The sequence below is a fragment of the Nesterenkonia halobia genome (assembly GCF_039536005.1).
Lineage (GTDB): Bacteria > Actinomycetota > Actinomycetes > Actinomycetales > Micrococcaceae > Nesterenkonia > Nesterenkonia halobia.
Window position 1 is genome coordinate 302,242 of the sequence record NZ_BAAAYG010000003.1, and the last position, 13,677, is coordinate 315,918.

Consider the following 13,677-nt stretch of genomic DNA (forward strand, 5'->3'; position numbering starts at 1 on the left):
CAGCCGCCCGAGCCGACCGACCCGACGGAGGGGACCGCATGACCGAGCATGACCGAAGCACCCAGGACGCCGACCGGCATCAGGAGGCGTCCGTGGAGGGCGCGGCCGCCCCGGCGGAGGACGCGCAGCCGGTGCCGCAGGAGCGCCCGCAGCTGACCGAGTCCGAGCGGGCGGCGGCCGAGCAGCTCTTCGGCGACCGGCTGCCGCTGGCCGAGCGGTTCGTCGACCACCTCTGCACCACGGGCATCGAGCATGGGCTCCTGGGTCCGCGGGAGGTCCCGCGCATGTGGTCCCGGCACGTGCTCAACTGCGCGGTGCTGGGCCCCGAGCTTCCCACTGGCGGCGACGTCGCCGACGTCGGCTCCGGCGCCGGGCTCCCCGGGATCGCGCTGGCCATCGCCCGCGAGGACGTCTACTTCACGCTCATCGAGCCGATGGAGCGTCGGGTGGACTGGCTCAGCGAAGTTGTCAAGGACCTGGGCCTGCAGAACGTCACGCTGATCCGCGGACGTGCGGAGGAGGTCACCGACGAGGTGATGGCCGACGTCGTCACCGCCCGCGCGGTCTCGGCGCTGAAGAAGCTGGTGCCGCTGACGGTGCCGCTGCTCGCCGAGGAGGGTCAGCTGATGCTCCTCAAGGGGCGCAGCGTCGATCAGGAGATCGAGGCCGCGTCGAAGGCGTTCTCCAAGCACCGGATGGAGCAGCCCGAAGTGCTGAGGCTGGGCGAGGCCCTCCTCGAGGAGCCGACGACTGTGGTGCGCTGCCGGCGTCGCTGACGGCCGGCGGGCTGATGCTCCCGGCGGCGGTGGCTTAGACTGCTCCGGGGGCGACACCGGGCGCCGACAGGGCGTCCGCCGAGTGAACCGACGGAGGGAAGGACACACGTGGCCAGCGAGGACGTTGCACGCGAGAGCCGGCCGAGCGCGGGCGCGGGCGAAGCGGCCCATCAGGCCGCCGAGGCGGCCCGCGGATCCTCCATCCTGGACAGCATGGACGGGTCGTCGCCGCTGGGCGCCGAACTGGCCGACGAGCGACGTCGCCGTCAGGCGCTCTCCGAGACGGAGCTCGAGCGCCCGGAGACGACGCGGACCATCACCGTGTCGAACCAGAAGGGCGGCGTCGGCAAGACCACCACGACGGTGAACATCGCCGCCGCGCTGGCCGCGCAGGGCTTCAACGTGCTGGTCATCGACATCGACCCGCAGGGCAATTCCTCGACGGGACTGGGCGTGCCGCACTCAGCCGACGAGGAATCGGTCTATGACGTGCTCATCGACGATCTGGCCTTCGCCGACGTCGTGACCGACTGCCCGGACATCGAGCGGCTGCAGGTCGTCCCGGCGACGATCCACCTGGCCGGTGCGGAGATCGAGCTGGTCTCGCTGGTCGCGCGCGAGCAGCGGCTGCAGCGGGCACTGGACCAGTATCACCGGTACCGCGAGGAGCAGGGCGAGGAACGTCTGGACTTCGTGTTCATCGACTGCCCGCCGAGCCTGGGGCTGCTGACGGTCAATGCCTTCGTCGCCGCGCAGGAGGTTCTCATCCCCATCCAGTGCGAGTACTACGCGCTGGAGGGGCTGAGCCAGCTGCTCAACAACATCCAGATGATCCAGAAGCATCTGAACCCGCCGCTGACGGTCTCGACGATCCTGCTGACGATGTACGACGGACGGACCCGGCTGGCCGCGCAGGTCGCCGAGGAAGTGCGCGAGCACTTCCCGGATGCCGTGCTGGAGACGCTGATCCCGCGCAATGTGCGGATCTCCGAGGCGCCGTCCTACCAGCAGAGCGTCATCAGCTATGACCGCGGCTCCACCGGAGCACTGGCCTATCTGGAGGCCGCCGCCGAGATCGTCGCGCGCGGCGAGGAGGCCGGCCGCTGACCGGTGCGGCGGGTCCGCGTCCCTGCGGAGCCGCCGCGAGAAGTGCACGCCCTCCCGTGCTCGTCGGATCATCGACGGGCACGGGAGGGCGTTTCTCGTCTGCGCCCATGCCGTGCTCCCCTGTGCAGAACGCGGGCGTCGACGCATCGGTCGAGACGCGTGTCCCCGCACGTCGGTCCCTGGGCCGGGCCTCGGGCGGGGGTGTGGTGAGGCGGCGACGACGACGGCAGCGATGGAACTGACGGTCCTGTCGATGCCGGAGGAACCGGCCACGGACGAACCATACGGACACGATGAGGTCGACCATCGCATGAGCGGCTGACCTGGACCGATGAACACAAGTGGCGCCTGCCCACAGTGTGTTCATCGACGACTCCTTGTTCAGGGCGAGGGGAAATGTTCAGGACTGTCTGTTCTGTGAGACGTGATGCGCGACACGCTGGAGGAAGCGTGCTCCGAGCCCCGTCGCCGGAGGGTGAGCTGTGGAGGAATCCTGTGGATAATTCCTGTGGACAGCGTCTGTGGAGAATGGGTGTGGATGAGGCGGCCGGACGATGTGCGTTCATGTGCGGAGTTCCCGACTGTCACTCCGGGAGAGGTGCTCACCCGATAGGTCCCGGGCTCGGTCGGGTCGAGAGTCGAGGTTTCACGGGAAACATCGCCGGCACCGGAGTGGGGTCGCACCGAAGCCGCACCGGCATGGCATCGGCACCCTGCGCCGGTCCCCTGCCCTCGACGACGAAACGTCCTGCGGCCCCAGAATCTCCCTGGCACCCCTGGCACCCCTGGCTTTCCTGGCACTCCTCGCACGCCTGATGTCCCGCATCTTCAGGCTGGCACGTGCCGCCGCACCGTCCATCGCCTGAATGAGCCTCCCGATGCTCGGCAGCGGGGACGGTATACGTTTGCCGTGAAACACGCAGAAGGGTGTCGATGCGCGCACGCCGCGGTGCGCAGCGTGCGGAGAGGTCTCCATGGACACGATCTCCGGGGCAGGAATCCTCGTGCCGCGGTGACGGCTTGCCATGGCCCTCGCGCAGATGCGGGGATCCGATCCCGGGGATCGCCTTCAGGGAGGCGTGGCGCGTGATGGCCGGGAGTCAGGCTTGGATCAACCTGCAGACGTGGCGACGCGCCTCGTCGACGCTCGCCTCGTCTGCAGCGGCGGTGACGCCGCCTCTGGCAACGCGTACCTCGGGTCATCGTGCCTCAGCGCATGAAGACCCGACGTTTCCCGTGAAACGCCGGCCGCACTGGTGATCGGGAGCTAATGAACCCTCACGGTGTCCGAGTCGTCGGCTCCCGATGCTCGTGCGTCGGGTCGTGTTTCACGGGAAACATGCTGCGGTCGAGCGATCAGTCGGCATGTGGCGTCCGGCGATGGCATGGTGTGCTGCCTGCTGGGCTGCCACTCTGCTCGACACTGTCAGGGAGACGCCAGACGCGGGTGAGAACCATCAGCTGAGCCACGGCGGCTGCACAGGACTGCGACGTCCCCGAGCGCCTCACAGATCGGCATGGAGGTTCTGCTGGGCACCGGCGATGCCGGTCCGCGCCGGCCGGGCCGTTGTCGGCGCGAGCCGAGAGCCAGCTCGTATGTTTCCCATGAAACAGCGGCACGGAGGTCGACGCGAGGACGTGGCGACCCCTCCTCTGGACCAGGAGTCGCTCTGTCCAGCTGCATAGTGGTCGCCCGCGTGATGCTCTGCCCTATCGGCTCATCCCCGCGACACACCGCTCCGGGCTGCCCGGTCCTCCGATTTCCCGACAGGGGACGCAAAGAAGGCAACTCGACGAGTGTTCCACGTGGAACAAGAAGAGTCCTTCGAAAGGGCTCGACTGAGGTCGTTGGTTGCCGGAGTGTATCTCCGGATCCATCGGCCTTCTCGCGGCGAGGTCTCCGGGAGGATAGTCCACGGCATGGCTGGTGGGTGCGGGCGGTGGGCGCCTCGTTCGGCACGCCGGAGCGCTGTCCGGACACATACACGGCGGCCTGCGTTCCACGTGAAACTGTCCATCGGCCGACCTCGAGGCAGATGTCGTGTTTCCCGTGGAACACCGCGGACGGAAAGTGCGCAGCTGTACAGCTTCGGTCTTTAGAATGGAGGAGTTGTCGACCGGGACGGTCGGTCCGGGCTCAAGAAGGTGGAGGGACTCCATGACAGAACGGAAGCGGCGAGGGCTGGGGCGCGGCCTCGGTGCGCTGATCAACAGCGATGGCCAGGAGGCTGAAGCGTCCGGGGCGACGGCGCACGCCGTCGAACCGGAGGCGCCGGAGGAAGTTTCCCGTGAAACACCGGTCGACGCCACGGAGGCCCCGGAAATCGCCTCCGACGAGGGTGGACCGGTGGTCACGGCGGCCGATCCGTTCGAGGAGAGCTCCACCACGGCGCAGGAATCGGCGGATGGTGAGCCTGCCTCCCTGCCTGAGGACGAAGACGCCGCCGCTCCCGAAGAGCAGCCGGAAGCCGACGACCACGCGGTCTCGGACCACGAGGCCCCGGCGGACGAGACGGACGTCCCCGAGGATGGTTCGAACGACGCATCGGACGGCGCCGTCGAGACAGTCGATGAGGTCGAGCCGAGCAACGGCGTCGAGGCGCCCGAACGCCCGATCGATGTCTTCTTCTCCGCGAAGTCCCATCTGGACACGCAGCGCGTTTCACGTGGAACCGCTGGATCCAGCACACGCACCACGACGAGTCGCCGCGGCCGGGGCAACGGCCGAGTGGAGATGCCGGATGTCCTCGGTGATCGTGCGCGGAGGAGTCCGCATTCTGCAGTGAGCACGGAATCGGCGCCCTCGGCAGCCTCGGCAGAGGCTGCCCGGACGGGTGAGCCTGCCGAGGCCGTGGACGCAGCCGATGCTCCGTCACCCGCCGAGCTCGAAGAGTCACCGGCAGAGAGCACGACCAATGGCTCCTCGACCCAGGAGGAGCCCGACGTCGCTGAGACGTCTGAGAAGGCCCCTGCGCCGAAACGGGCGAAGCGGACGAGGAAGAACTCGACCTCTGAGGCGGCGGCCCCTCAGAGCGCGAACACTGACGCTGCGACCTCCGAGGGCGGCTCCGCGAACGATGTCACGACGACAGAGGCGGCGACAAGCGCGTCCGCGGCGGAGACGAACGGTGTCTCCCCGACCGAGACGCCGGCTCCTGCGGCCGCGGCGGCTGACGATGTTCCACGTGGAACGGACGGCGCCGTCGACGGCAGCGTCGACGGCGCCGAGTTCCGATCGGTCCCCGTCGAAGCGATCGTGCCGAACCCGCGCCAGCCCCGGCAGGAGTTCGACGAGGAGGACATGGCCGAGCTCGTGCACTCCGTGCGCGAGATCGGCGTCCTGCAGCCGATCGTCGTCCGGCGGATCGCCGACGATCAGTACGAGCTGGTCATGGGCGAGCGTCGGTGGCGTGCCTCGAAGGCGGCGGAGCGGACCGAGATCCCCGCCATCATCCGTGCGACCGACGACATCGACCTGCTCCGCGACGCGCTGCTGGAGAACATCCACCGCTCCGAGCTCAATCCGCTGGAGGAGGCTGCCGCCTATCGGCAGCTGCTCGACGACTTCCGGTGCACTCAGGATGAGCTCGCCACGCGCATCGGGCGGTCTCGTCCGCAGATCAGCAACACGCTGCGTCTGATGAAGCTGCCTCCGGGCGTGCAGCGGCGGGTGGCGGCCGGCGTGCTCTCCTCCGGCCATGCGCGGGCCCTGCTCGGTCTCTCCACGCAGGAGCAGATGGAGGAGCTCGCCGCGCGCATCGTGGCAGAGGGTCTCTCCGTCCGGGCGACGGAGGAAGCCGTGACGATGATGCAGCAGCCGCAGGAGGAGACTGACGTTTCACATGAAGCGGCGACCCGGCTCCCGTCGAACACCCGGTATCAGCAGCTGGACGAATACGCCGATGCGCTCACCGACCGCCTCGATACGCAGGTCAAGATCACCCTGGGCGCGCGCAAGGGCCGGATCGCGATCGACTTCGGCTCCATCGAGGACCTGCATCGGCTGATGGAGATGATCGGACAGTCCACCAGCAGCTGATGCCTCCCCGGCGGCCGATCGTCCGGCCGTCGGGGAGGGCCGGCCCGGATGCACGAAGGCCCCGGATCCGTCATCGCGGATCCGGGGCCTTCGTCGTATGCAGAGCGAGGGTTTCACGTGGAACCCCCGGAGGCCGGGTCAGCCGAGGAAGTCGGCGAACTCCTGCTCGAGGGCCTGCTTCGGCTTGGCGCCGATCGAGGAGATGACGTGCTCGCCATCCTTGAAGCCGTAGACGGCCGGGATCGAGGTGATGCCGAACTTGGCGGCCGTGCCCGGGTTCTCGTCGACGTTGAGCTTCACCACCTCGAGAGACTCGGGGTTCTCGGTCGCCAGCTCCTCGAGGATCGGGGTGAGCATGCGGCACGGGCCGCACCACTCCGCCCAGAAGTCGACGATGACCGGCTTATCGGCCTGGAGGACGTCCTGGTCGAAGCTGTCGTCAGTGACACTCTTGAGATCTGCCATGGTGTCTGTCCTTTCGTGCGGTACGGAGAGCAGGGAGGAATTCAGGCCGTCGCGGCCGCGACGCGGACGACGTCGTCCTCGGCGGCATCCCCCGCGGCGGCGAGCCAGTGCTCGACGTCGATGGCGGCGACGCAGCCTGATCCGGCGGCGGTCACCGCCTGGCGGTAGGTCGGATCGAGGACGTCGCCGGCGGCGAAGACGCCGGGCAGCGAGGTCTTCGAGGACCGCCCCTCGACCTGGACGGTGCCCTCAGCGGTCAGGTCGAGCTGACCGGCGAAGAGCTCGACGCGCGGGTCATGACCGATAGCAACGAAGAGACCTGTCACGTCCAGAGTGGACTCGTCGCCGGTGACAGTGTCCTTCAGTGCCAGGGAGCTGACCTTGCCCTCGCCGCGGACCTCGGTGACCTCGGCGTTCCAGACGAACTCGATCCGCTCGTTCGCCAGGGCCCGGTCGATCATGATCTGCGAGGCGCGCAGGCTGTCGCGGCGGTGGACGACGGTGACCTTGGAGGCGAACTTGGTCAGGAAGAGGGCCTCCTCCATCGCGGAGTCGCCGCCGCCGACGACGGCGATGTTCTGCTCGCGGAAGAAGAAGCCGTCGCAGGTGGCGCACCAGGACACTCCGTGGCCGGAGAGCTCCTTCTCTCCGGGCACGCCCAGCTCGCGGTAGGCGGAGCCGGTGGAGAGGATGACCGCCCGGGCCCGCACGACCTCGCCGGTTCCCAGCGTGATCTCCTTGATCGGCGCGTCCAGATGCAGCGCCGTGGCGTCCTCGCGTCGGATGTCGGCGCCGAAGCGGGTGGCCTGCTCCTCCATCTTCATCATGAGGTCCGGGCCCATCACGCCGTCGGGGAAGCCGGGGTAGTTCTCCACGTCGGTGGTGTTCATGAGCTCGCCGCCGGTCGTCACCGAGCCGGCCAGCATCACCGGCTGCAGGTTCGCGCGGGCGGTGTAGGTCGCGGCGGTGAAGCCGGCGGGGCCGGAGCCCACGATCACCACGTCATGCACCTGGTCGGGAGTCTGTTCAGTCACGAGGTCGCGTCCTTCGAGGTCGAGGAGGAATGGACGGACGGCCACTGTCGGAGCCGTCAGTGGTGAAACTATACGAGGCCGGAGGGTATTCCGTGCCCGATGACGCCGTGCGGGCGTCATGGCGGGACACCTCCGGGCCTGTCCGGGGCCCTGCGCGGCCTGCGAGCGGCTGAGGGGAGACGGGAGCGTGCGGGGCGTCGGCAGGCGCGCCGACGCCGGTGTGCGGCGCCCGGAGCCGATGTCCGGCGTCGTGCCGGAGGTCAGCGGCCGTCGACCTCGATGTCGCCGACCGCCAGCGAGTACGGCAGGTCCGGGTTGCTGGGGCTGGTCTGCAGCGGCAGCTCCGTGGTGCGGATGATGACGTACTGCCCCTCGGCGGGCTCCTCGAGCTCGATCGTGGTGTCGTTCCAGTTCCAGGTGCCGGAGCCCACGCTCGTCGCCCCCTCGCCGGAGGCGGAGTCGCCGACGAGCACCTCGAAGGAGCCGCCGTCGGTGTCGGTCTGCTGGGTCAGCGTCACGGCAGTGACCTCCGCGCTCTCCTCCAGCTCCACCACCAGGTCCAGCTGGGAGGCGAAGCCGCCGAATGCGGCGGAGCCGTAGTTGAAGGTGGTCCAGGTGCTGGAGGGATCGTCGTCGATCAGGTTCGGCAGCTCGCCGTCGGTCTCGGAGTTCAGGCCCGGGCTGTCCGGCACCTCGCGGGTCACGCCGCTGAGCGCCAGCGGCTCGGCCTGAGCGGTCTCGCTGGGCGAGGAGGAGCCCGACGGCGACTCCGTCGCGGACTCGGAGGACTGATCCGACGGCGAGGCGTCGCCGGCCCCCTCCGTCGACTCCTCGGCGGAGGAGTCCGCACCGGCCTGGGTCTCCGGCCCCTCGGCGCCGCGCAGCTGCAGGAAGGCGACGACGGCGCCGACGAGGACGAGGGCGACCAGAGCCGCCAGCGCCAGCCAGCGCCCGGCCCCGCCGGAGCGTTCGGACTCCTCAGGTTCCTCGGACGGCTCAGGCTCCTCGGCCTCCGCGTCGGCTCCGGCCGATCCGCCGGCGGTCGCGGCGGCGCCCGAGACACCGGCCGCGGCCGGCTCGTCCCGCGCGTCCTCCTCGCGGCCGACCGGCCTGATGAGGCCGGTGAAGCTTGGGCGATCCTGCTCGACCTGCGCGGCCGCGGGGACCGCCTGCATATCGGCCGGCGGAGGCGTCGACGGCGCAGCCGGCGGATCGTCGACGACCTCCTCGTCCCTGGCCTGCTGCTCCAGGGCGTCGACTTCGGCGGCAGCGCCGGCGGCACGGCCGCCGTCGTCGGCACTGGCCCCGGCGCCAGCAGCGGCGCCAGCGCCAGCAGCGGCACCGCCCACGAAGGCCGCGGAAGCGGTCGTGGTCCCGGCGTCGGGAGAACCGGCGTCGGAGGCCGGGGCGCTCGACTCCGTCCGGCCTGCGGGCGCCGCGGCCTCGGCGGTGAAGGTCTCCTCCGTGTCGGCCTCGGCGCGGGAGTCGACCACCTCGAGGTCGTCCAGCGCGCCGCCGGAGGTGCCCGCCAGCGCTCCCGCCGCGGCCGCGTCCTGCGCGTCGCCGGCGACGCGCCGATCGGCATCGCGGTCAGTTCTCAAGCGTCGATTGATGCTGTCGGATACACGGGAGAGGAAGGCCGGACGGCCCCGGCGGAAGCGGGTGCCGGCGTCCTCGGCCTCCTCCTCCGGGACGTCGTCGGACTCGGCGAGGTGGTCCTGCAGCTCGGCGTAGTACTCCTCGTCGTCGGCGTAGGTCTCCGGCTCCATCACCCGGGACTGGCCGAAGAGCTCCTGGCCCAGCGAATCGGTGAAGAACGGCTCCACATACGGCGCGGCGTCGGGGACGACCAGATCGAGGAGGTCGTTGGGGTGGGTCAGCGTCGAGATCAGGTAGGTGCGGTCCGCCGAGAGGCCGAGGTCGAGCACCTGCACCTCGGACGTCCGGTCCCCTGTGGCCAGCTCGCGCGCCGAGATCGCGACCTGCTTGGCGTTGGCCGGCGAGGCCAGCAGCACGCTCACATCGCGGTTGAGCACCTGATCGACGGCCTGGAAGACGATGTCCTGGTCCGCAGAGGTCACCACATGATGGGTGATGCGGTAGCGTCCGCTCACCACATCGCCGACGCCGAACGGCTGGGCCACGGGTCCTCCTGAGTATCGCCGGTCGATCTGCCCTCTGCTCGGCCACCTTACCGGACCGGAGGCGCCAACCTCCTCAGCGCGGGGAGACGCCGGGAGAGCGTCTCGACGAGGTCGCCGAACTCCGGCACGCGCATCACCCGCAGCAGCACCACGAAGGCCGCGGCCATCGCCGCGCCGACCGCTGCGCAGGTGATCACCGCGGTGCCGATGGACTCCCAGGCGAAGCCGAGGTCCGCACCGGTGCGGTAGCCCCCCAGCAGCCAGAGCACCGCGACGCCGACGACGCCGGCGCCCGCCGCGGCCCAGCCGGCCCGGGCGTAGGAGGCCACCACCGAGCCGACGTCGAAGGACCCCCAGCGGCGGACGACGCGCACATGGCAGATCACATACTGGACCACGTGCAGCGCGGAGAACATGCCCACCACGATGAACGGCAGCGCGGTGTTCGGCAGCACTGCGGCCAGGCTGTGCGAGATGGTCAGTCCCAGACCGACGATGATCGTCTGCACCAGCATCGGCGTGCGCGCGTCCTCGGCGGAGTAGAAGACGCGCATCAGGTAGAAGTTCGCCGAGCGGAAGGGCATGCCCAGCGCCAGCAGCACCAGCAGCTGGGCGATCGCCGCGCCGGAGAGCACCGAGGCGCTCGAGGAGCCGCCGAAGAGCCGGCCCAGCGGCCCGGCGAGCACCAGGATGGCGATCATGCAGAACATCACCGGCAGCGCGAACATCCGCAGCCCGCGGTTGATGATGTCGCGGACCTCGCCCAGCCGGCCGAGGTCCATCGAGCGGGCCAGCTGGTTGAACAGCACGGTGGCCATGGAGAGCACGAAGACCGAGTGCGGCAGCACGGCGATGAGCTGGGCGGCGTTGGCGGCGTACTCGCCGGGGATGGACGGATCCCCGCCGGCGTCCTGCCGGCTCGCCGTCGCCCCGGAGATCAGCCGCATGTAGAGCAGATTGCCGATGTTGGAGATCAGCATGGTCACCAGCGTCCAGGCCGCGATCTGCCCGGTGGCGCGCAGCCCCAGCCCCCGCCAGCCGAAGCGCGGCCGCAGCGGGATCCCCAGCGTGCGCAGCGGCCACAGCAGGATCAGTGCCTGGGCGATGATGCCGATCGTGTGGCCCGCGCCCAGCCAGACGGTCTGGGCGGTGGTCCACTCGGCCAGCTGGTCGCCGCCGGCGGCGTAGGCGCTGAACATCGCGATGTAGGAGCCGATCACCGCGATGGCGATGAGGTTGTTCAGCACCGGCGCCCACATGTACCAGCCGAATTTGGCGTTGGCGTTGAGGACCTGGCCGATCACCGCGTAGAGGCCGTAGAAGAAGACCTGCGGCAGCGTCCAGACGGCGAAGGACGTGCCCAGCGCGAGCATCGGCTCGGACCAGTCCTTGGTCAGCGCGGTCATCAGCGGATAGGCCAGCGCGGTGATCAGCAGCGTGGCCGCGCCCAGCACGAGCGTCGCCAGGCTGAGCAGCCGCGCGGTGTAGTCGGCGCCGCCGTCGGACCGTTTCGCCGCCTTGATCAGCTGCGGGACCAGCACGACGTTGAACATGCCGCCGGCCAGCAGCATGTAGATGACGTTCGGGACCGTGTTGGCCTTCTCGAAGACGTCGGCCACCAGGGCGGTGCCGCCCAGGGCGACGGCGAGCAGCATGGTGCGCACGAAGCCCAGCAGCCGCGAGATCAGCGTCCCGGAGGCCATCAGGGTGCTGGCCCGGGCCATGCCGCCGGCAGGGACGTGGGAGTCGGCGGCGGGCGTCTCGCCCGTCGTCTCGCCGGTCGTCTCCGCGGCGGCCTCGGCGCGCGGTTCTGCGGGGGATTCTGCGGTGCGGGACGCGCCGGAGTCGTCTCCGGAGGAGGGCCGGGCGGCGTCGCGGGGGGAAGTCGACTGCATCGGCTGTGACTATAGCGCCTCAGCCGGTGCGACGGCTCGACGGGGCGCGCGGCGGCCGCTCTCGCCGCCGGTCAGAGCGTGTCGTCGATGACCTGCCGGGCGGTGGTGACGATGCGCCGCTCGTTCGGGAAGGACAGCCGGCGCTCGAGCTGGTCCAGGGCGACCCAGGCGACGTCGACGGCCTCGTGGTCCGGGTCGTTCTCCGTGGTCAGCTCCCCGCCGACGGCCTCCAGCAGGAAGTGGTGGACCGTCTTGTGCACCCGGTGGGTCGGCACGGTGAACCAGTACTCGATGCTGCCCAGCGACGTGAGCACGCTGCCCGAGATCCCGGTCTCCTCCTCGACCTCGCGCACCGCCGCGGAGGCGTGGTCCTCGGGACCCTCGGGGTGGCCCTTGGGCAGGCACCACTCGAGCCGGCCGCCGCGGTTGTAGCGGGCGATGATCGCGACCTCGAAGCCGGAGACGGCCGGGCGGATCACCACGCCGCCGGCGCTGACCTCCTCCACCGTCGGCAGGCCTCCGACGTGGCGTCCGGACCGGTTCGCCGACACGCGTCGCGCGCCCACTGACGCCGTCAGCGGGGTGCAGCGTTCGCCGCCGGCTCCGGTTCCTGTCATGAACACCACTCTAGCGCTCGCAGATCGTGGACCCGCGTCGACGTCGCCGCGGTCCGCGCCGACCGGCGCGCTGGTGGGCGACCCGCCGACATCGCGGCGTCGAGGAGGCCGTCGCCGCCGGCGTCGGAGCGTTCCAGAGGCTGCGCGGAGCGGCTGTGCGAAACTGTCTGACGTCATGCCTTATCTTCCCGCTGGATTCCCCGACGGCGCCTGGGTGCCGGACGTCGTCGTCGCGCTCGGAGAACAGTTCGCCGCCCACGGCCACGAGCTCTCGCTGGTCGGCGGGCCGGTCCGCGACCTCTTCCTGGGGCGCAGCTCGCCGGACCTGGACTTCACCACCGACGCCGACCCGGACCAGATCATCGCCGCGGTCTCCGGCTTCGCCGACGCCCACTGGGACATCGGCCGCGACTTCGGCACCATCGGGATCCGCAAGGGCGACGACATCCTCGAGGTGACCACCTACCGCGCCGAGGCCTACGACCCGGACTCCCGCAAGCCGCAGGTCAGCTTCGGCTCCCGGCTGGAGGACGACCTGGTCCGCCGCGACTTCACCGTCAACGCGATGGCGCTGCAGCTGCCGAGCTTCGAGCTGGTCGACCCGCACGGCGGGGTGCGCGACCTGGTGGCGAAGCACCTGCGCACTCCCGGCACGCCGGAGGCCTCCTTCTCCGACGACCCGCTGCGGATGATGCGCGCGGCCCGCTTCGCCTCCCAGCTGGGCCTGGACGTCGCCGTCGAGGTCCGCGAGGCGATGACCGCGATGGCCGACCGGCTGGAGATCGTCTCCGCCGAGCGCGTCCGCGAGGAGCTGGTCAAGCTGATCACCGGGGCACATCCGCGGCAGGGCGTGGACCTGATGGTGGAGACCGGGCTGGCCGACGTCGTCCTGCCCGAGATCCCGGCGCTGCGGCTGGCCGGCGACGAGCACCACCGGCACAAGGACGTCTACCAGCACTCGCTGCAGGTGCTCGAGCAGGCCGTCGACCTGGAGACCGACGCCGAGGGCCCGGTGCCGGGGCCGGACTTCGTCCTGCGCTTCGCCGCGCTGATGCACGACGTCGGCAAGCCGCGGACCCGGCGCTTCGAGCCCGGCGGGGCGGTGAGCTTCCGCCACCACGACGTCGTCGGGGCGAAGATGACGCGCAAGCGGATGCAGGAGCTGCGCTTCGACAAAGACTCCATCAAGGCCGTCGGCCGGCTGGTGGAGCTGCACATGCGCTTCTACGGCTACGGCGACGCCGGCTGGAGCGACTCGGCGGTGCGGCGCTACGTCACCGACGCCGGCGACCAGCTCGAGCGGCTGCACCGACTGACCCGCTCGGACGTGACCACCCGCAACCGGAAGAAGGCCGCACGGCTGGACCGAGCCTACGACGACCTCGAGCAGCGCATCGCGGAACTCGCCGAGCAGGAGGAGCTGGCCCGGATCCGCCCGCATCTGGACGGCGAGCAGATCATGGAGATCCTCGGGATCTCCCCGGGCCCGGACGTGGGGAAGGCCTACCGCTTCCTGCTGGAGCACCGGATGGACCACGGCCCGATCGCGCAGGACGAGGCCGAGCGGCTGCTGCGCGACTGGTGGGCCGAGCAGGAGTGA

General features: G+C 70.2%; 9 protein-coding genes. 4 read left to right on the top strand and 5 right to left on the bottom strand.

Translation table 11 applies throughout. The features are described 5' to 3' along the window. Positions 1–38 precede the first annotated feature (38 nt). The 3 genes from rsmG (at position 39) to ABD652_RS04190 (ending at position 5,922) form a co-directional block, all read left to right on the top strand. Entirely contained in the window at positions 39–776 is a 738-nt protein-coding gene (gene rsmG / locus ABD652_RS04180) for a 16S rRNA (guanine(527)-N(7))-methyltransferase RsmG (protein WP_344718492.1), read from the top strand. Between the two features lie 108 nt (positions 777–884). Further along, positions 885–1,883 carry a ParA family protein gene (locus tag ABD652_RS04185; RefSeq protein ID WP_246160987.1) on the top strand — a complete coding sequence of 333 codons (999 nt, stop codon included), beginning with the start codon at positions 885–887 and terminating at the stop codon, positions 1,881–1,883. Positions 1,884–4,617: 2,734 nt separating this feature from the next. Continuing rightward, positions 4,618–5,922 carry a ParB/RepB/Spo0J family partition protein gene (locus ABD652_RS04190; RefSeq protein WP_425574545.1) on the top strand — a complete coding sequence of 435 codons (1,305 nt, stop codon included), beginning with the start codon at positions 4,618–4,620 and terminating at the stop codon, positions 5,920–5,922. A gap of 138 nt (positions 5,923–6,060) precedes the next feature. On the opposite strand, the gene trxA is transcribed toward ABD652_RS04190, so the two are convergent. From trxA to ABD652_RS04215, 5 genes are all read right to left on the bottom strand, one after another. Beyond that, complete coding sequence (gene trxA / locus ABD652_RS04195; RefSeq protein WP_153143291.1) at positions 6,061–6,387, bottom strand: thioredoxin; 327 nt, start codon at positions 6,385–6,387, stop codon at positions 6,061–6,063. Between the two features lie 41 nt (positions 6,388–6,428). Continuing rightward, the gene (gene trxB / locus ABD652_RS04200) at positions 6,429–7,421 is read right to left on the bottom strand and encodes a thioredoxin-disulfide reductase (protein WP_344718497.1); all 993 of its coding nucleotides are present in this window, start codon (positions 7,419–7,421) and stop codon (positions 6,429–6,431) included. A gap of 260 nt (positions 7,422–7,681) precedes the next feature. After that, positions 7,682–9,565: a hypothetical protein gene (locus ABD652_RS04205; protein WP_344718500.1), complete on the bottom strand. Its 1,884-nt coding sequence runs from the start codon at positions 9,563–9,565 to the stop codon at positions 7,682–7,684. A gap of 47 nt (positions 9,566–9,612) precedes the next feature. Further along, positions 9,613–11,460 (bottom strand): murein biosynthesis integral membrane protein MurJ, encoded by a 1,848-nt coding sequence (gene murJ, locus ABD652_RS04210; RefSeq protein WP_344718502.1) that lies wholly within the window; start codon positions 11,458–11,460, stop codon positions 9,613–9,615. 71 nt (positions 11,461–11,531) lie between these two features. Then, positions 11,532–12,077 (bottom strand): NUDIX hydrolase, encoded by a 546-nt coding sequence (locus ABD652_RS04215; RefSeq protein WP_344718504.1) that lies wholly within the window; start codon positions 12,075–12,077, stop codon positions 11,532–11,534. Positions 12,078–12,252: 175 nt separating this feature from the next. On the opposite strand from ABD652_RS04215, the gene ABD652_RS04220 reads away from it, so the two are divergent. After that, positions 12,253–13,677, top strand: coding sequence for a CCA tRNA nucleotidyltransferase (locus tag ABD652_RS04220; protein WP_344718506.1), 1,425 nt, complete (start codon positions 12,253–12,255; stop codon positions 13,675–13,677).